Here is an 18,507-nt window from a genome sequence, read left to right as displayed (position 1 = left end):
TCCGTCCCGCTAACGCGAATGGAAACAAACAGAATGCTATCGCTGCATAGTTGAACAGTGATGTTCAGCAGTGTTCAGCGTAAATGTATCAGGAAGGCAACTGAGTTCCTCAAGTAAGGTGCACCGACTGTTGGACGGGGATCCCTGTTGCTTTGGGCAAAGGTTGGCTCAAGCGGCTGATCTGAGCCTGCGCCTGCAGTTGTTCGTCAATCCAGTCCGCCAGTTCCCGCATGTAAAGCGCCACATGGATCGCCTGGTCGCGCTGTGCTGGCTCCACACCTTTTTCCGCCAGGCGGGCCAGAATTACGGGATCGCTCAGCTCCTCCAGAGCGGCAAAGTCTTCCGGTTGGTCGAACCCCAGCTCTGCCATTTTCTCGAACACATACCCCAGCCGCAGGCCGGTGGCCCCGCACTGCCCCTCCAGTTGCCAGGGATCCCTCAAGGCCAGGGCAACAGTTCGGTAGGCGGTTTGGGCGATGGAGCGCCAGGTGCCGCGGTGGATGCGCAGGCTGAGTTGCTGCCGATCCCAGCCCAGGGCTTCTCGCACCAGCAGGCCGCAATTGCAGCGGGTGCTGTCCCGCCAGCAGTACTCCCAGTCCCAGAAGCCCCAGTGTTGGGATTGGATACGATCCGCGGTGCGGCGCAGGAGAGCTGCCAACTCAGGTGTGGGGCGCATGGGGCAACACAGAGCTAAAACGCTAAAACAGCTCCAGTCTAGGCAGGCGAGCGATGGAGAACAAGCCCGGCTCAATCTTCTTGACATTCCTGGTCGTGATGGCGCGAAGCAACATATCCCTGTTCGGGCCTGTCCTCCGAGGGCAAAGCTCGTTGCCGTTGGCGATGCCGTTGCCAAGCCCCCCAGGCCACCCCCCCCAGCACCAGCGAGGCCCCGCCCAGGTAGGTGCCTCCTGCCGGCAAGCCCGCCAAAGCCAAGGCCAGGGATCCCCCCCAGAGGGTCATGGCGTAGATGAGCAGCACTGAATGCCGATGGGATAGGCCGGCTTTGAGCAAGCGGTGGTGCAAGTGGCCTTTGTCGGGATGGAAAGGCGACTTCCCCCTGGCCAGCCGCTTGAGGATTACGGTGGACATATCCAGGATCGGCACCGCCAAGATAAAGAAAGGCAGAGCCACTGCCAGCGTGGTCACCCCCTTGGCCACCCCGATCACCCCGATCCCAGCCAGGGTAAAGCCCAAAAAATAGGCCCCCCCATCCCCCATGAAGATCTGCGCCGGGTTGAAGTTGTAGCGCAAAAAGCCTAGGCAAGCTCCCGCCAAAGCCGCCGCCAGCATGGCCGCCGCCGGTCGATCCAGCAGCAGGGTTACGATCAGCATCACCACTGCCGCAATTCCCGACACCCCTGCCGCCAGCCCATCTAGCCCGTCCATGAAGTTGATGGCGTTGGCCATCCCCACCAGCCAGAACAGGGTAATCAGCAGGCTCAACCACACCGGAAAGGGCCAGATCCCTCTCCCGGGCAGACTGATGAACTCAATGCGCACCCCTACTCCCCAAGCGGCAGCAGCCACGCCGAATTGCATCAACAAGCGGGAAAAAGGCGACAGGTGAAACAGGTCGTCCGCCAGGCCAATCAAAAAAAACAAAACCCCACCGATCGTCACCCCCCAAATCTCGTACTCCTGCTCGGTGCGCAAGCCCCCAAAAGCTCCGGCTCCCCAGAGCAACAGCAGGGCCACCAAGTTGCCAAAAAAGATGGAAACCCCCCCCAGGCGCACCATCGGTTGCTGGTGGATCTTGCGCTCGTCGGGAAAGTCCAACTGGCCACTGCGGATCCCGACCGCCTTCACCACCGGGGTTGCCCACAGAACCACACAGGCAGCAGCCAGAAAGGCAACCAAGTAGGGCATAGCAAGCCGTGGCGAGGATTGCGGTTATCCCAAGTGGGGGTAGAGGGGGAAACGACGACAGAGCTGAGCCACCCGCTGGCGACACTCTTCCAATACAGCAGGCTCCTCAGGCTGAAACAGACAATCGGCGATGATCTCCCCAATTTCCTCAAATTCTACTGGCCCCAAGCCGCGGGTGGTCAAGGCTGGGGATCCCAGACGCAGGCCGCTAGCTACAAAGGGCGGCTGTGGGTCGAAGGGAATGGTGTTCTTATTGGCGGTGATGTGGATCTCCCCCATCAGCCGATCCGCCCGCTTGCCTGTCATCACCGGATCCGCCGCCCCCACTTTTTCCAGCACCGCCGAAACCGAGCGCAGATCCAGCAGCATCAGGTGATTGTCGGTGCCCCCGGAAACCAGTCGAATGCCTCGCCGTTGCAGGGATCCCGCCAGGGCTTGGGCATTGGCGATAACTTGGGCCGAGTACTGGGCGAAGCCGGGCTGCAGGGCTTCCCCAAAGGCCACCGCCTTGCCGGCAATGACATGCTCCAGCGGCCCCCCTTGACTGCCGGGGAACACCGCCTTATCCAGCTTTTTGCCCAGCTCTGGGTCGCGGGTGAGAATGAGCCCTCCACGCGGCCCTCGCAGCGTCTTGTGGGTAGTGGTGGTCACCACATCGCAGAGGGGCACGGGGTTGGGGTGATGTCCAGTGGCCACCAAGCCGGCAATGTGGGCAATGTCGGCCAGAAGATAGGCCCCCACCTCGTCGGCAATGGCGCGGAAAGCGGCAAAGTCAATTGTCCGCGGATAGGCAGAGTAGCCGCAGATGATCAGCTTGGGCCGGTGCTGCAGGGCCAGATCCCGCACTTGGTCAAAATCAATCCGCTCCGTCTGCGGATGCACCCCGTAGTGCACCACGCGGAACCACTTGCCGGAGACGTTTACCGGGGAGCCGTGGGTAAGGTGGCCGCCGTGGGCCAGATCCATGCCCATAATTGTGTCTCCTGGCTGCAGCAGGGCCAGGAAAACGGCGAAATTGGCCTGCGCCCCCGAGTGGGGCTGCACATTGGCGTGGGCTGCCCCGAACAATTGCTTAGCCCGGTCAATGGCCAGTTGTTCAATCTCGTCAATAAACTCACAGCCGCCGTAGTAGCGTTTGCCCGGCAGCCCTTCTGCATACTTGTTGGTGAGCACCGAGCCCTGGGCTGCCAAGACGGCAGGAGAGGTGAAGTTCTCGCTGGCGATCATCTCCAGGTGATCCCGCTGCCGGTTGAGCTCTTGCTGGATCAGGCGGTAAACAACGGGATCCGTTTCCGCCAGGATGGCCAAGCTATCCCGTGAGGTGGTCAGACTTTGTGGAGCAGCTACCATGATGACGCCAAGACCGAACTTCGCAGGAGGAATGGGCAAGAACTGCTTCGCCGTCGCGACGGCGTTGCGGAGCAACATCGTAGCATGACCCGCAAACCAGCAGCGCAGGCCCCGGCCTTTCTGCCTGGGGTAAAACCCCAAAACTGAGAAAGAATCCCTTGCTTTAGGGGTGGGGAGAATGTCAATCGATCCAAGCAGAGGATCTGGGAGCCACGGTCAAGCGGGATGGGCAAGGGCTGCTTTGTAAAGAATGTTGAGCTTTTCTTCTCGGTGTCAAGGCTACCCCTCAAGCTACGGTAGAGTGAGGGGGCTGACTTTTGTGCAATTCCACTGTTAGGGAGTTGGTTATGACGGACGCACAAGTTTTCACCATCCTGGCGATTGCCTTGGTGCCGGCAGTGATGGCTCTGCTTTTGGGATCCGCCCTGGCCCGCAGCTAAAGCTCCTGCATCTCCCAAAAAGTGCCTCTGGATCCCTTCGGCCTGCCCCGTCACGACAGTGTTGCGGAGTAATAAGGCAGGCTTTTTTCTTTATCAAGGAATGGAAAGTGTGGCTTGCGCTGCTGCACTCCTTCGGTTGTCCTGCCGTTGTTGGCTAAAGTTGGATTGATAAGGAGCACTCCCGGCAGCCAAGCAACTTGAGCCAGGTGGATCTACAGCGGCTTCAGCGCGCCCTTTCCCTAGAAGCAGAGGTGGGGTTTACCGACCTGCGGGGGCGAGAGCAGACCTTCTCCCAATTTTTGGGGAGCGTGTTCGGACAGGATCCCCCCTCTGACTGGGTGCTGAATGGAGATGACCGGCGGCGATGGAAAGAACTGGGATCCCGCTATACCCTGTATTCCGAGCTGGAGCTGCCCGAACGCCAGCACCTGGTGGCCGAAACCCGCCGCTGGCTGGAGCGAGTCCGACGTCAGCAAGAGCTGTCCCGACCGAGTTCCCACCAACCTGGCTCGTTTGCAGCCTCGTTGCCACAGCGCTCTGGTTTCCCTGCCGTAGGCGTAGCAACAACCCCCCCAGAGGCAGGGCGGAGCACGATTTCCCCATCTCTCCCCGCCGGCCTCAGCCTGGAGCAGCCGCTGCAGTTTCTCAAAGGCATTGGCCCCAAGTCGGCGGAGAAACTGGCACAACTGGGCCTACACAGCGTGCGGGATGCCCTCTACTACTTCCCCCGCGACTACCTGGACTATTCCCGGCGGGTGCTCATCCGCCAAGCCAAGGTGGGGGAGACCGTTACCCTTGTAGGGACGGTGAAAAGTTGCAGTTGCTTTACCAGCCCTAAGAATCCCTCGCTGACCATCTTCAACCTAAAGATTGCCGACAAAAGTGGTGTAATTACCCTCAGCCGCTTCTACAGCGGGCGACAGTTTGCCCAGCGCAGTTGGCAAGCTTCCCTGGAGCGGCAATACCCCAAGGGGGCCCTAGTGGCTGCCAGCGGCCTGGTCAAAAAGGGCCGGTTGGGCCTAACGCTGGATAACCCGCAACTGGAGGTGCTGGGGGGAGAGGGCGAGGAGCTGGACAGGCTGGGCAAGATCTTGCCAGTTTACCCTCTCTCAGAAGGGATCCCCGCCGATCTGGTGCGCAAGGCGGTGCAACTGGCTTTGCCGGCGGCGGCCTTGGTGGAGGATCCCTTGCCGGCGGATCTCAAGCGGCAGTTGCAGCTTTTGGACTTGCCTGTTGCCCTGCAGCAGATCCACTTTCCTGAGACCCGAGAGCTGCTGGCCCAGGCCCGGCGGCGGCTGGTGTTCGACGAGTTTTTCTATCTGCAACTTAGCCTCTTGCAGCGGCGGCAGCGCTACCGCGCCCAAGCTCAGGCTGTACCTCGTTACCAGCCGGCTAGAGGGGAGCTGTTGGATCGCTTCTACCAAATCCTGCCCTTTCAGCTTACCGCTGCCCAGCAGCGGGCCATCGACGAGATCCTAGCGGATCTGCGGGATCCCTTGCCCATGAACCGCCTCTTGCAGGGAGATGTGGGATCCGGCAAAACCGTGGTGGCGGTGGCAGCTGTGCTGGCAGCCATTCAAGCCGGTTGGCAGGCGGCCCTCATGGCTCCCACCGAGGTTTTGGCCGAGCAACACTACCGCAAGTTGGTGGAATGGCTCAGCCAGCTGCAGGTGCCCGTTGAACTGTTGACTGGATCCACGCCCCCTGCTAAGCGCCGGGAGATCCTGCGGCAGTTGCAGACCGGGGAATTGCCCTTGGTGGTGGGCACCCATGCTCTCATCCAGCCGGCAGTGCAGTTTCGCAACCTGGGCTTGGTGGTCATCGACGAGCAGCACCGCTTTGGCGTGGAGCAGCGGGCCGCTCTGCAACAGAAAGGGGATCACCCCGATGTTCTCACTATGACCGCTACCCCCATCCCCCGCACCCTCACCCTGGCCCTGCATGGGGATCTAGATGTTACCCAAATTGACGAGCTGCCGCCGGGGCGCAAGCCCGTGCACACCCTGGTGGCCCGGCCAGGGGATCGCCTGCAGGTGATGCGGCTTATCGAGCGGGAAATTGCCCAAGGGCGGCAGGCTTACGTGGTGCTGCCTCTCATTGAGGAGTCAGAGAAGCTGGATCTGAAATCCGCCATTGAGGAACACCAGCGTCTGCAGGAAAAGGTCTTCCCCCAATTTCGGGTGGGCCTGCTGCACGGGCGCTTGACCAGTAGCGAGAAGGAAGCTGTCATTGCGGCCTTTCGCCGGCAGGAGCTGGATATTCTGGTCTCTACCACGGTGGTGGAGGTGGGGGTAGATGTGCCCAATGCCTCGGTGATGCTGGTGGAGCATGCGGAGCGCTTCGGGCTCTCCCAACTGCACCAACTGCGGGGGCGGGTAGGGCGGGGATCCGACCAGGCCTACTGCATCCTGATGACAGGATCCAAAAGCGAGGAGGCCCTGCGGCGGCTCAAGGTGCTGGAGCAGTCCCACGACGGGTTTTTCATTGCCGAGATGGATCTGCGCTTCCGCGGCCCAGGGGAGGTGATGGGCACCCGCCAGTCGGGGCTACCCGATTTTGCCCTGGCCAGTCTCATGGAGGATCAAGAGGTGCTGCAGCTGGCCCGCCAGGCGGCAGAGCAGCTTATTGTCCAAGACCCCGACCTGAAGCGCTGGCCCCCCTTAAGCCGCATACTGGAAGAGCGTCAGGCCCGTCTCTTGGGCCCTGGGTTGTTGACCTAAGCTAGGGGCAATTGGAGCATGACTCTAGTCAATAATAAGCTCAACTATACTGAAAATAATGTATAATATGTTCAGTACGGATTACTACCAGTTGATCTTTCTGTTTACTTTCGAGTCTGCCAACATGGTAGCCAAAGCAAAGCAGAAAATTGGTAGTAAGACGACACGGAAACTGCGCTTTGGGTATTCTACTCAAAGCTTTGCGGGATACCGCCATTCTGTTTGGAAACAAACAGAATGCTATCGCTGCATAGTTGAACAGTGATGTTCAGCAGTGTTCAGCGTAAATGTATCAGCACTATGCCCTATACTCTCGAAGACTTAAAAGCCCACGGCCTTTCCCCGGCGGAATATCAACAGATCCAGCAGCAGCTGGGCCGGGATCCCAACCCCAACGAGCTGGCCATGTTTGGGGTGATGTGGTCAGAGCACTGCTGCTACAAAAACTCCCGCCCTCTGCTGAAAAACTTTCCCACCACGGGCGAGCGGGTAGTGGTGGGGCCGGGGGAAAATGCCGGCGTAGTGGATCTGGGGGAGGGGGATTGGCTGGCGTTTAAGATCGAGTCCCACAACCATCCTTCGGCAGTGGAGCCCTTCCAGGGGGCAGCTACCGGCGTGGGAGGGATCCTGCGGGATATCTTTACCCTGGGCGCCCGTCCCATTGCCCTGCTTAACTCGCTGCGCTTTGGGCCGCTAACAGATCCCCGCAACCGCCGCCTCATGGCCAGGGTGGTGGAAGGGATCGCCCACTACGGCAACTGTGTCGGGGTACCCACAGTGGGGGGAGAAGTGGCGGTGGATCCCTGCTACAGCGGCAATCCCTTGGTCAACGTCATGGCCCTGGGGCTGCTGGAGACCCCTACGGTTGTCAAATCTGCAGCCCAAGGGGTGGGAAATCCCGTTTTGTATGTAGGCTCCACTACAGGGCGGGATGGCATCCGCGGCGCCAGCTTTGCCAGCGCCGAGCTCAAGGAGGATGCGCAGCAGGATCGGCCGGCAGTGCAGGTGGGGGATCCCTTCCTGGGCAAGTGCCTCATCGAGGCCTGTCTGGAGGCCTTTGCCACAGGAGCTGTGGTGGCTGCCCAGGATATGGGGGCAGCCGGGATCACCTGCTCCACCGCGGAGATGGCCGCCAAGGGAGGGGTGGGGATCCGCTTTGACCTCGACCGAGTGCCGGCGCGGGAAAGCGGCATGGCTGCCTGGGAATACCTGCTCTCGGAATCCCAGGAGCGGATGCTGCTGGTGGTGCAAAAAGGCCGCGAGGCGGAGGTGATGGAGATCTTCCACCGCTGGGGTTTGCAAGCTAGTGTGGCCGGGGAAGTCATTGCCGAGCCGCTGGTGGAGATCTGGCACCAGGGATCCTGCGTGGTGCAGGTGCCGGCGCGGGCTTTGGCCGAAGACACCCCCGTCTATGTCCGTCCGGTGTTGCCAGAGCCGCCAGCCTACGTGCAGGCAGCGTGGCAATGGGATCCCGCCACTCTACCCCCTTGTGATTGCCAGGGGATCCACCTCGCTCAGGCAACGCTGGCATGGAAAGAGGTGCTGCTGCAGCTTTTGGCCAGCCCCACCCTGGCCAGCAAAGCTTGGATCTATCGCCAATACGACCACCAGGTGCAAAACAACACCGTCCTTTGGCCGGGTCAGGGAGATGCGGCGGTTATCCGCATCCGTTCCCAAAAGTTTGGCGTGGGCGAGGTGCCGCCCCTGCGAGCTTCCCGCAAGGCCATCGCTGCCACCCTGGATGGCAATGGCCGCTGGGTGTATTTGGATCCCTACGAGGGGGCCAAGGCAGCCGTGGCGGAAGCTGCCCGCAACCTCACCTGTGTGGGGGCCGATCCCCTAGCTGTTACCGATAACCTTAACTTTGGCAATCCCGAAAACCCGGTGGTGTACTGGCAGCTGGCCCTGGCCTGTCAGGGGATTGGGGAGGCCTGCCGTGCCCTCGGTACGCCGGTAACGGGGGGAAACGTTTCTCTCTACAACGAGACCCTCACCCCCCAGGGATCGCAGGCTATCTACCCTACCCCTGTCATTGGCATGGTGGGTCTGGTTCCCGATTTGCAATTTATCTGTGGCCAGGGGTGGCAGCAAGAAGGGGATCTCATTTACCTCCTGGGATCCCAGGCCCTCACCAGCTTGGGGGGCAGCGAGTATTTGGCGGTCATCCACCAGCAAGTTACGGGCCGGCCCGCGCCAGTGGATCTGGAATTGGAAAAGCGGGTGCAAGCTGCCTGTCGCCATGGAATCCGCCAGGGCTGGGTGCGCTCTGCCCACGACTGCAGCGAGGGGGGATTGGCTGTGGCTTTGGCAGAAGCCTGCTTGAGCGGAGGCCGCGGCGCAACCCTCTCCCTGGCTCCTGGATCCTTGCGCTGGGATCAGGCCCTGTTTGGCGAGGGATCCAGCCGCATCCTGGTTTCTGTGGATCCGGCCCAGCGCTCTGCTTGGGAAGCCTACTTAGAAGCGCAGCTTGCCGGCCAGTGGCAGCTTTTGGGAGAGGTGGGATCCCCTGCGGATCCCCTGCTCTTAAGGACGGCAGAAGAGGATCCCTTACTGGTGGTATCTTTGGCAGCCATGCAGGCCGCCTACCACGGTGCCTTTTCGGACTAGCTGAGCCTCGGTTGGGAAACCGTTTTCTGCGCCCAGCTCCCTTCTCCCTTGGGGAGAGGGGCCAGAGGTTGGAGAGGACAACATCCTTAGGGGGATTTTTCCTCACACAAATTGGCCTGGATCACCTCTCGATATTGGGACTTGGGCTTAACGCCCACCAACTGGGCCACCAGCGTCTTGTTTTTGAAAAATTGCACCGTCGGGGTGCCCGCCACCCCCCCTGCCTCTGCAATCTCCGGATCTTTCTCAATATCGATCTCCACCACGTGCAGCTTGTCCGAGAACTCATCGATGATCTTGTTCAAGATCGGCTTGAGGGCATGACAAGGGGCACAGGTGGGGGCGGTGTACTTGACCATGAGCAGGCGATCGCTTTCGTGGTAGAGTCGCCGCAGGGCATAGCTCCCCTCATGGCAAGTCTTGCTGAAGTCTAAGTCATCCTGTCCATTCTCCTCAAAGCTGGCCTCCTCAACAGCAGGATCCCCAGCAGACTCTGCCGCAGAAGTCGCAGCAGGGCTGGGTTCAGGATGGCTTTGGGGAAGGACGTGATACTCCTGGGCCAAGCCGTGTTCCGAGAGCCAGCGCTCTGCCAACATGGCCGCCATACAGCCAGTGCCGGCAGCGGTAATCGCCTGACGAAACTCGTGATCCTGCACGTCGCCGGCGGCAAACACCCCCTCCACACTGGTGGCCACGGATCCCGGGCGGGTGACGATGTAGCCGACTTCATCCAGTTCCAGTTGTCCTTTGAACAAGTCGGTGTTGGGCTTGTGGCCAATGGCATAAAATAGGCCACCCACTGACATCTCGCGTATTTCGCCGGTTTGGTTGTTCCGCACTTTCACCCCGGTCAGGCGCAGGCCGTCGCCCATCACTTCCACCGCTTCGCTGTGCCAGTGCACGGTAATCTTGGGATTGTTGAGAACACGATCCTGCATGGCCTTGCTGGCCCGCATTTTGTCACTCCGCACCAGCATATGCACATGGGATCCAAACTTGGTCAGGTAGGTGGCCTCCTCACAGGCAGTATCGCCGCCGCCGATCACCACCAATTCCACCCCTCTGAACATGGGCATAGCCCCATCGCAGACAGCACAAGCTGACATGCCCCGGTTCCAGTAGGTCTCCTCCCCCGGCAGGTGTAGGCGCTTGGCTGTGGCCCCGGTGGCGATGATCAGGCTGTGAGTGCGCAATTCCCGCTCGTCAGAACGGACGACAAAGGGCCGCTGGCTTAAATCCACAAAGGTGACATCTTCGGTGTAAAGTTCTGCCCCCCACCGCTGCGCTTGAGCCCGCATGTTCTTCATCAGTTGGGGGCCGGTGATGCCCTCGGGAAAGCCCGGAAAGTTCTCCACCTCGGTGGTGGTCATCAGTTGCCCGCCCGGGATCCCGCCCGCCTGGAACCCCTCAAACACAACCGGCTTCAGGTTGGCACGCCCAGCGTAAATGGCTGCTGTAAACCCAGCAGGGCCGGAGCCGATAATCACCACATTCTCAACCCGACTTTGCTCTGCCATCCGATGTCTCTCCTTCTGCAATGGGAATAAAAGCCAAACTCATAACGACTACGCTTTAGCTTAACACCCCTTGGCGAACCGGTCGAGGCCGAGGCCTATTAGCCTCATTTTCGCTCGCCTCAGGCCATTGGGGCCTTTTTTGCCCATCCCATAGGGTTATCTCTGCCCAGAGGTTGGCAGGGTGGCGGCCATTGCCCAAGTTCTGGATCCCCAACACCCAATCCCGGTTGACCCAAGCCACAAGGAAAAGAGGTGTCTGAGATGGCCAGCAATTTGGTCTTGGTCAGAAAGCGGAGCTCAAATGAATTTTGTATCAGAAACTACAAAATACCCGTGTTGGCCTTTCTAGGATGAGTGAGCGTTTTTGGCCTGTCTGGGTCGAAGCGTGGGGATCACCTGCTGGGATCCCATTTGTTTCAGCCACAGTTCCCCCAGTCTTAACCGCAACCCAATCAGGAGAGAGTAATGGCATCCACGCCCCAAGAAGTGCTTCAGATGATCCAGGACAACAACGTCCAGATAGTGGATCTCAAGTTTGTGGATATCTTTGGCACCTGGCAGCATGTTTCCTTCCACACCTCGATGATCAAGGAAGAAACCTTCACCGAGGGGCTTCCCTTTGACGGATCCAGTATCCGGGGCTGGAAAGCGATCAACGAGTCGGACATGTACATGGTGCCGGATCCCAAGACGGCTTGGATCGATCCCTTTCTGGAGGTGCCCACCCTCAGCATAACTTGCAGCATTGTTGAGCCGCGCACCGGCCAGCCTTATAGCCGTTGTCCCCGCAGCCTTGCCGCCCGTGCCGTTGCCTATCTGCAATCGACGGGCATTGCCGATACGGCTTACTTCGGGCCGGAGGCGGAGTTTTTCATTTTTGAGGATGTTCGCTTCGACCAAACCCAAAACTCGGCCTACTACTTCGTGGATTCCATCGAAGGTCGCTGGAACTCGGGCCGCGAGGAGAAAGGTGGCAACCTGGGCTACAAGCCTCGCTACAAAGAGGGCTATTTCCCGGCCCCGCCCACCGATGCCCATCAAAACATCCGCACCGAGATGCTGCTGACCATGGGCAAGTTGGGGGTGCCTATCGAGAAGCATCACCACGAGGTGGCTACCGGCGGGCAAGGGGAGTTGGGCTATCGCTTTGCCGATCTGATCACGGCTGCCGACTACATGATGGTTTACAAATACGTGCTCCGGAACGTGGCCCGCAAGCACGGCAAAACCGTCACCTTCATGCCCAAGCCCCTATTTAACGACAACGGCACTGGCATGCACACCCACCAGTCCCTCTGGAAGGATGGTCAGCCTTTGTTCTATAGCGAAGGCACCTATGCCAACCTGAGCGAGACGGCTCTCTACTACATCGGTGGCCTGCTCAAGCATGCCCCGGCGATCCTGGCCTTCACCAACCCCACCACCAACTCCTACAAGCGCTTGGTGCCCGGTTTTGAGGCGCCGGTGAACCTGGCTTACTCCCAGGGCAACCGTTCCGCCGCCATTCGCATTCCGGTGACCGGCAACAATCCCAAGGCCAAGCGTCTGGAGTTCCGCTGCCCGGATGCCACCTGCAACCCCTACATCGCCTTTTCGGCCATGCTGATGGCTGGCCTGGACGGGATCAAGAATAAGATCCATCCCGGCGAGCCCTTGGACAAAGATATCTACGATCTGGAGCCGGAAGAGCTGGCCAAGATCCCTTCCACGCCTGGATCCCTGCTGGATGCCCTGGAAAACCTGCAGAAGGATCATGCCTTCTTGCTGGAGGGAGGCGTCTTCACCGAAGATCTGATCCAGACCTACATCGAGTACAAGATCGACAACGAGATCAACCCCATGAATCTGCGGCCTCACCCCTACGAGTTCGCCCTTTACTTCGACGCCTAAGCGGTGTGGCCGATTCTGCAGCGGGATCCCTGATGGGATCCCGTTTTTTTCCGAGGAAATAGCACCCCTCAATTGTGGATCCCTTGGGCAACTTAGCTACTTTTGGTCAACAGCACCTCGTGCCAGCGTTGAAGCGTCCTGTGCCGTCCATCGACCTGAGGAAGCTCAACCCAGAAACCAAAAGGGGATCCCCAGCCGGGATCCCTTCTCGCTGAGCTCATGCCAGAGCATCAACAGTTACGGGCAGATCAGCTCATGCTGACACGGCTACGGTCGTAGTTGAGCCGAAAGGTGGGATGCACTTTTCCTTGGATGCGGTTCCAGAAGTTGCGCACGTTGACATGCAGGCCAATCTGCTCTGTACCGCGGAGCAGCATGGATTGCTGGCGAATCCGAATCAAGCGTTGATGGCTCATCATCAAGCGGCGAGACAGCTCATCCAAGACATGAGAACGGCCATTGGCAGCCACCGGGGCAGATGCCTCTGCCGTCTGAACGGGTTGAGCCGGCCCTTCGGCCGCCTTGAGATGATGAGCAACACCCCGATAGAGCAGGTCAAGGTTGGTGGGCAAAACCACCGGCTTGCTCAGGTGGCGGAACCGCCAGTCCAGCCCCCGGTAACGACCCCCCACTTTGCCGGGAGAAACCGCTGCAGTTGCAGAAGAGGGGGTGTAATCGACGCCACGGTAAAAGAGTGCCATGATCTTCGCCTCCAATGAGTTGAGTTTTCATCCGTTCGCCTTCTCCTGAGAGACAAGAGAAGCCACACGGTTACCAGAAGAGTTGAGGCGCGTTCCTTCGGGATATCTCCCTACTTCCGTCCTCTGGCCGTGATGTCGCTCTACCTACATTAACGAGCCGCCCAGCACGCGAGAGGATGAACGATTTCTATCTATATTCTGTATTATAAGCTACGGTTTTGGGGTGTTGTCAGCAACTTTTAACAAAAATTTCCACTGAGTTTCCGTCCAGCTTCCTCTAATCGGGACTAGTCAGCCGGGATCCCTGGGGGAAGTAAGGTGCAGGGCTTGGGGCCAGGTTCTCCACTCTGTCCGAGATGCCAGAGGAAGCATTATCGTGGAAGAATCCTCAGGATTGGCTACAAAAGTTCACATTCCTTGGTGGGTGCCCTGTGCAGGAAGACTTTCGTCTGATTTTGGACATTGTGACGGTATTGGCGGCAGCGGCAGCAGGTGGATTCTTGGCTTCGCTGCTGAGGCAGCCGGTGTTGCTCGGCTACTTACTGGCCGGGATCTTGGTGGGGCCAACCGGGTTGGGGTGGATCAAAGAGTTGGTTCAGGTGGAAACCTTGGCCCAGTTTGGGGTGACCTTTTTGCTGTTCACCTTGGGGGTGGAGTTTTCCCTGAAAGAATTGCGCAAAGTGCGGGGGATCGCCGTTGGCGGAGGCATTTTGCAAATTGGCCTGACGATTTTGATCACGGCGGTGCTGGCAGTGGTCAGCGGCTGGTTGACGCCGGTGCAAGGGATCTTTTTGGGGGCCGTGCTCTCCTTGTCTTCCACGGCGGTGGTGCTCAAAAGCCTCACCGAGACCAACCAGATGGACACTCCCCAAGCCCAGGCCATGCTGGGGATCCTGATTGTGCAGGACTTGGCGGTGGGGCTGATGTTGGCGGTGTTGCCGGCTTTGGATTGTCCCTTGCCGGAGCTGGCGGGATCCCTGGCCAGGGCCTTGGCAGAAATCGGCTTGGTGGGGCTGGGGGCGGTGGTAGGCGGGATTTGGCTGGTTCCCGGTTTCCTGCGTCTGCTGGCTCAGCAGGAGAGCAAAGAGGTGTTTCTGCTGGGGGTGATCAGCCTCTGCGTGGGGATTGCCCTGTTGACGGAGCGGCTGGGCATTTCCAGCGAGATTGGGGCCTTCATTGCCGGGCTGATGATCTCGGAGGTGGAATACGCCGACCAAACCCTGGACTATGTGGAGCCTTTGCGAGATGTGTTTGCTGCTCTCTTTTTTGCGGCCATCGGCATGCTCATCGATCCCAGCTTTATCCTCGGCCATCTGTTGCTGATCCTGGGGCTGGTGGGTCTGGTGATGGTGGGCAAGTTTTGCATCGTGGCTCCCTTGGCGCGGCTGTTTGGTTACACTCTGCCGGCAGCGGTGGTGGTGGGGCTGGGCCTATCGCAAATCGGCGAATTCTCCTTTGTGCTGGCCAGCGAGGGGCAGGCGTTGGGGTTGGTGTCGCGACAGATCTATTTGTTGATTGTCAGCACTACAGCCGTTACCCTTCTGCTCACCCCCTTTCTGCTGAGGGGCGCTCCTCGACTGTTTTCCGGGCTACACGGGATCCCCTTCTTGGCCCGCTGGTTGGAATCGGGCGAGCGGCCCCGCGCTTTGGCCCCCGATGCTCCTCAACAGGGGCACGTGGTGGTGTGCGGCTATGGGCAGGTGGGGCAAGACATTGTGCGCATTCTCGAAGCCCGTCGTCACCCCCTCTTGGTTATCGATCAGTCAGAACGGGTGATCCAACACCTGCGTTCCCGTGGGATCCCTTACCTCTACGGAAATGCGGCCAGCCCGTTGGTGCTGGAGAAAGCTTGCCTGCCCCAGGCCCGCGCCCTGGTTATTGCTCTGCCGGATCGCATGAGCATCCGCCTCTGCCTGAAACGAGCTCTGGAGTTGGCGCCGCAATTGGATGTGGTGGTGCGAGCTACCGACAAGGAAGACATCGAACAGCTCTATCAGTTGGGGGCCAGAGAAGTCGTCCACCCCGAATTTGAGGCCAGCCTGGGGCTGTGCAGCCATGTGTTGCTGGAATTGGGAGAACCCCCAGACATCATTCAGCAGGAGATCCTGGCCATTCGCAGCAGCCACTACCGCGATCTGCGCCCTCTCCACCCCAGTTGCCTGATCCCTGCGCCTGTCAGTTGGCTGACACCGCCGGCCCCACCTCCCTCTCCCCCCCTCCCCGCCAATGCCAACGGCCGCCACGACAGCCACCCACCTGAGTCTGTGCTGGCCTGGTGGGAACGCTGGCAGCGGCCTGTTCAACCCGAATGGGCAGGGATCCCTGGCTCTGCCGAGTAGAGATTTGCACCTCAATCTTCGTAGTATCCTGCAAACTGGAGGTGTGGCCACTGCAAGTTGCAAGCCTCGGGACAGTTCCCCCGCTGCCTTTGCAGATGGAGGTTTTCCAGAGGCAACGGAAAGGGTCCTCGGCGTTGCTCGGCACTCTGGGGGGAGGGGTGCCCCATCTGTTTCTGGCCTAGGTTGCCATGCCGACCGTTAACTATCTGCGCATCAGCTTGATCGATCGCTGCAATTTCCGCTGCCAGTACTGCATGCCTGACGAGGCGGAGTTGACGTGGCTGCAAGCCCCAGAGCGTTTAACGGATGAGGAAATCCTCACGTTGGTTCGAGAGGTGTTTTTGCCGTTGGGGATCGATTGCTTTCGCCTCACCGGCGGCGAACCCCTGCTCAGGCCGGGGCTGGAGCACCTCATCCGGGCTCTATGCAGCCTGCCTGGGGTGAGAGATGTGGCCCTTACCACCAACGGCTTCAACCTCAGCCAAAAAGCTCAACTCCTCTATGAAGCGGGGTTGCGCCGCATCAACATCAGCTTTGATTCCCTCAACCCCGAGACCTTTCGACTGATCACGGGGCGGGATCGCTGGCGGCAGGTCTGGGCCGGGATCCAAGTTGCCCACCAAGTGGGGTTTGATCCCCTCAAGTTGAATGTGGTGGTGATCCCTGGGCTCAACGAATCGGAAGTGGAAGATCTGGCTGCCCTTACTCTGGAGCGACAATGGCATGTGCGCTTCATCGAGTTTATGCCCATTGGCAATGCCGCCCTCTTTCAGCAGGCCGGCTGGGTGGAGTCTGAGGTGCTGCGACAGCGAATTCGCGCTCGCTTTGGCCTGGAACCTGGGTTTGTGGCCGGCAATGGGCCGGCGGATGTGTTTCGCATCCCGGGGGCAAAAGGCACCTTGGGCTTTATCAGCCAGATGTCGGAGTGCTTTTGTGATCGATGCAACCGCATGCGGCTATCCAGCGACGGTTGGCTGCGCCCTTGCCTGCTCAACGAATCCGGCCAAATCAACCTGCGGGATCCGCTGCGAGCTGGGATCCCTGCCGAAAGGCTAAGACAGCAGGTGCGAGAACTGCTGGACATCAAGCCGGACATCAACTTCAAAGGACGGGACACCGGCAGCCAGGGATCCTACCGGCGCACCATGTCTCAGATTGGCGGCTAGCGGGGATAAGGGATCCGCAAAAGCTGGTTGACCGGTGGGTGGGCCACCTGCAACTGTTTCCCATCCGGCCACTGGATCTGGATTTCCTTGACCCCTGTTTCGGATCCCAGGCCAAAGTGGGCCACCGGCTCCATCTGACAGAGGTAGCCGCTGCCTGCGTCGATGGCCTGGATCTGGGTACGGGTGGAGGTGAGCAGCCTTACCAACGCGCCGCGGGCCGGGGCTCCCTGGCGGGTGAGGGGCAGAACCCTCAGCCAGTTGTTGGCATTGGCCTGAGGGCGATAGAAGCTGAGAGGCTGGGCGCCAGACTCCCCATGGGCAATCAACAATTCCAGACGACCATCCCCATCCACATCGGCCACCGCTGCTCCTGTCCCCAATCCCTGCGGCTCGGCAGCATCTCCAATGTCAATGGCTTGCCAACGGCCTGAGCGCCATGCAAACAGACGGTTGGGCTCGCCGATGTTGTTGAAAAACAGCTCTGGGTAGCCGTCGTTGTCGAAGTCGGCAGCAATGACCGTGCGAATGCGAGAGGGCCTGGCCAGCTCAGGGGGGGCTACATCCTTAAAAAAACCGCTGGGGGTCTGGATCCAGAGGCGATGGGGGCCTTCCCAGTTGCCATAGAGCAAATCCAGCCGTCCATCCCCATCCAGATCCACCGCTGCCACGCCGCGCCCATGCTCGTCGGGATCTGCTAGGCCCACCTCAGCGGCAATCTCTTCAAAGGTGCCATCTCCCCGGTTGCGAAACAGAAAGTTAGGTCCCTGCTCATTGACGGCAAAAATGTCCATCCGCTGCGAGACCAAGGGCACGGCCACCAACCCCCGCCCGCCCGTCACCCGATTGAGTCTCGCTTCTGGCGCCACATCGGCGATCATTTGGTTAGGGCCCAACTCGTAGAGGCGCATAGGGCCGCCGTAGTTGGCTACGAAAAATCCATAGCTCCCCTGGCCAAGACGATCCACACAAGCTACAGAGCGACCTGCGGTCAAGTTGAGGGCATCTTGGTTTTGCGGCAGGGAGAACAGGTCCACCCAGGCGGATCCCTGCCAGTCGAAGAGGCGATCCCCAAAGCGCTTGCGCCCGCCGAAGGTATCGGTGTTCAAGACATAAAGTTCTTCCTGCCCGTCCCCGTCAAAGTCGGCGGCAGCCACCCCAATTGCCATGCGCCCTGCATCGGCCAGGGTGTCGTCTGCTTGATCCACCAGGGTTTGCCCATCCCACTTCAAGACTCGATTGGAGCCGCGGAACCCGCACACAAACAGCTCAAAGGCCCCATCCCGATCCAGATCGCAAGCGGCAACCCCGTAGAAAAGGGCAGGTGGGTTAAAGCGGATCTGCGAGCTGCAATCTTGGAACATGGGGATCCCATCGGAGAACAATAGGAACTGGTGGAGCTTCCAGCTCTGATGGTATGCTGGATCTTCGCCGGAACTTCCCCTTCAACCATGCCACGCATCAAATCTGCCATCAAGCGCGTTCAGATCGCAGAGCGGAATCGGCTGCGCAATAAAGCCACCAAAGCCATGGTGCGCGCTCTGATGAAGAAAGTGATCTCCCTCTCAACTGCCTATGCCGCCAACCCACAGCAAGAAACTCTGCAGGAAATCCAGGCGGCGATGAGTGCTGCTTTCAGCCGCATTGATAAAGCTGCCAAAACCGGCGTCCTGCACAAAAACACAGCCGCTCGTCGTAAGGCTCGGCTGGCCCGGATTGTGAAGCTGTCTGTGGCTTCCTCGGAAAAATCCCAGGCTGAGGCTTTGGTTGAGCATGGTTGAATTCTCCTGCTGCTTCGGAAGTGGTGCTTGTGCGGGATTTCAGCTAGAAATCGCAGGAGCCCCGCACTGTACCCGTAGGGTCAGTGTCGGGAGGAATGCGGAAGTTATGATAGAACCATGACCCAAGTCCTGA

Annotated in this window: 13 protein-coding genes and 1 riboswitch; of the genes, 7 read left to right on the top strand and 6 right to left on the bottom strand. The window is 59.7% G+C overall.

What is annotated here, in order from left to right; translation table 11 throughout:
- Positions 1–109: 109 nt before the first annotated feature.
- From ACVWXE_RS12715 to glyA, 3 genes are all read right to left on the bottom strand, one after another.
- A complete protein-coding gene (locus tag ACVWXE_RS12715; RefSeq protein ID WP_457490477.1) occupies positions 110–676 on the bottom strand; it encodes a hypothetical protein in 567 nt (188 codons plus the stop codon).
- 71 nt (positions 677–747) lie between these two features.
- Entirely contained in the window at positions 748–1,866 is a 1,119-nt protein-coding gene (locus ACVWXE_RS12710; protein ID WP_457490476.1) for a glycosyltransferase family 4 protein, read from the bottom strand.
- Positions 1,867–1,890: 24 nt separating this feature from the next.
- Positions 1,891–3,216, bottom strand: coding sequence for a serine hydroxymethyltransferase (gene glyA / locus ACVWXE_RS12705; protein WP_457490480.1), 1,326 nt, complete (start codon positions 3,214–3,216; stop codon positions 1,891–1,893).
- A 347-nt stretch (positions 3,217–3,563) separates the two neighbouring features.
- Here glyA and psaM point away from each other — a divergent pair, with 347 nt between their 5' ends.
- The 3 genes from psaM (at position 3,564) to purL (ending at position 8,983) form a co-directional block, all read left to right on the top strand.
- Complete coding sequence (gene psaM, locus ACVWXE_RS12700; protein ID WP_011434349.1) at positions 3,564–3,656, top strand: photosystem I reaction center subunit XII; 93 nt, start codon at positions 3,564–3,566, stop codon at positions 3,654–3,656.
- A gap of 206 nt (positions 3,657–3,862) precedes the next feature.
- Complete coding sequence (recG, locus tag ACVWXE_RS12695; RefSeq protein WP_457490479.1) at positions 3,863–6,376, top strand: ATP-dependent DNA helicase RecG; 2,514 nt, start codon at positions 3,863–3,865, stop codon at positions 6,374–6,376.
- A gap of 300 nt (positions 6,377–6,676) precedes the next feature.
- Positions 6,677–8,983: a phosphoribosylformylglycinamidine synthase subunit PurL gene (gene purL, locus ACVWXE_RS12690; RefSeq protein WP_457490478.1), complete on the top strand. Its 2,307-nt coding sequence runs from the start codon at positions 6,677–6,679 to the stop codon at positions 8,981–8,983.
- Between the two features lie 86 nt (positions 8,984–9,069).
- Here the strand turns inward: purL and trxB are convergent, their stop codons facing one another.
- Entirely contained in the window at positions 9,070–10,500 is a 1,431-nt protein-coding gene (trxB, locus tag ACVWXE_RS12685; RefSeq protein WP_457490475.1) for a thioredoxin-disulfide reductase, read from the bottom strand.
- 465 nt (positions 10,501–10,965) lie between these two features.
- On the opposite strand from trxB, the gene glnA reads away from it, so the two are divergent.
- Positions 10,966–12,390 carry a type I glutamate--ammonia ligase gene (glnA, locus tag ACVWXE_RS12680; protein ID WP_457383959.1) on the top strand — a complete coding sequence of 475 codons (1,425 nt, stop codon included), beginning with the start codon at positions 10,966–10,968 and terminating at the stop codon, positions 12,388–12,390.
- A 248-nt stretch (positions 12,391–12,638) separates the two neighbouring features.
- Here glnA and ACVWXE_RS12675 read toward each other — a convergent pair whose 3' ends face one another.
- Complete coding sequence (locus ACVWXE_RS12675; protein WP_011434342.1) at positions 12,639–13,091, bottom strand: DUF4278 domain-containing protein; 453 nt, start codon at positions 13,089–13,091, stop codon at positions 12,639–12,641.
- 86 nt (positions 13,092–13,177) lie between these two features.
- Positions 13,178–13,276, bottom strand: a riboswitch (Glutamine riboswitch).
- Between the two features lie 246 nt (positions 13,277–13,522).
- Here ACVWXE_RS12675 and ACVWXE_RS12670 point away from each other — a divergent pair.
- The gene (locus ACVWXE_RS12670; RefSeq protein ID WP_457490474.1) at positions 13,523–15,430 is read left to right on the top strand and encodes a cation:proton antiporter; all 1,908 of its coding nucleotides are present in this window, start codon (positions 13,523–13,525) and stop codon (positions 15,428–15,430) included.
- Positions 15,431–15,618: 188 nt separating this feature from the next.
- Positions 15,619–16,596 carry a GTP 3',8-cyclase MoaA gene (gene moaA, locus ACVWXE_RS12665; RefSeq protein ID WP_011434340.1) on the top strand — a complete coding sequence of 326 codons (978 nt, stop codon included), beginning with the start codon at positions 15,619–15,621 and terminating at the stop codon, positions 16,594–16,596.
- Here the strand turns inward: moaA and ACVWXE_RS12660 are convergent.
- Positions 16,593–17,957 (bottom strand): CRTAC1 family protein, encoded by a 1,365-nt coding sequence (locus tag ACVWXE_RS12660; RefSeq protein ID WP_457440334.1) that lies wholly within the window; start codon positions 17,955–17,957, stop codon positions 16,593–16,595. The genes moaA and ACVWXE_RS12660 overlap by 4 nt on opposite strands.
- 87 nt (positions 17,958–18,044) lie before the next feature.
- On the opposite strand from ACVWXE_RS12660, the gene rpsT reads away from it, so the two are divergent.
- Positions 18,045–18,374, top strand: a complete 330-nt coding sequence (gene rpsT, locus ACVWXE_RS12655; RefSeq protein ID WP_011434338.1) for a 30S ribosomal protein S20 — start codon at positions 18,045–18,047, stop codon at positions 18,372–18,374.
- The last annotated feature ends 133 nt before the right edge of the window (positions 18,375–18,507 follow it).

This window comes from Thermostichus sp. MS-CIW-41 (genome assembly GCF_054058915.1).
The sequence above is the reverse complement of the archived record's forward strand: the minus strand, read 5'-3'. Positions and strand labels throughout refer to the sequence as shown.

What these genes read in the sequence shown, in the direction of transcription:
- ACVWXE_RS12715 (WP_457490477.1), bottom strand. Translation starts at nt 676, where the DNA reads ATGCGCCCCACACCTGAGTTGGCAGCTCTCCTGCGCCGCACCGCGGAT.
- ACVWXE_RS12710 (WP_457490476.1), bottom strand. Translation starts at nt 1,866, where the DNA reads ATGCCCTACTTGGTTGCCTTTCTGGCTGCTGCCTGTGTGGTTCTGTGG.
- glyA (WP_457490480.1), bottom strand. Translation starts at nt 3,216, where the DNA reads ATGGTAGCTGCTCCACAAAGTCTGACCACCTCACGGGATAGCTTGGCC.
- psaM (WP_011434349.1), top strand. Translation starts at nt 3,564, where the DNA reads ATGACGGACGCACAAGTTTTCACCATCCTGGCGATTGCCTTGGTGCCG.
- purL (WP_457490478.1), top strand. Translation starts at nt 6,677, where the DNA reads ATGCCCTATACTCTCGAAGACTTAAAAGCCCACGGCCTTTCCCCGGCG.
- trxB (WP_457490475.1), bottom strand. Translation starts at nt 10,500, where the DNA reads ATGGCAGAGCAAAGTCGGGTTGAGAATGTGGTGATTATCGGCTCCGGC.
- glnA (WP_457383959.1), top strand. Translation starts at nt 10,966, where the DNA reads ATGGCATCCACGCCCCAAGAAGTGCTTCAGATGATCCAGGACAACAAC.
- ACVWXE_RS12675 (WP_011434342.1), bottom strand. Translation starts at nt 13,091, where the DNA reads ATGGCACTCTTTTACCGTGGCGTCGATTACACCCCCTCTTCTGCAACT.
- moaA (WP_011434340.1), top strand. Translation starts at nt 15,619, where the DNA reads ATGCCGACCGTTAACTATCTGCGCATCAGCTTGATCGATCGCTGCAAT.
- ACVWXE_RS12660 (WP_457440334.1), bottom strand. Translation starts at nt 17,957, where the DNA reads ATGTTCCAAGATTGCAGCTCGCAGATCCGCTTTAACCCACCTGCCCTT.
- rpsT (WP_011434338.1), top strand. Translation starts at nt 18,045, where the DNA reads ATGCCACGCATCAAATCTGCCATCAAGCGCGTTCAGATCGCAGAGCGG.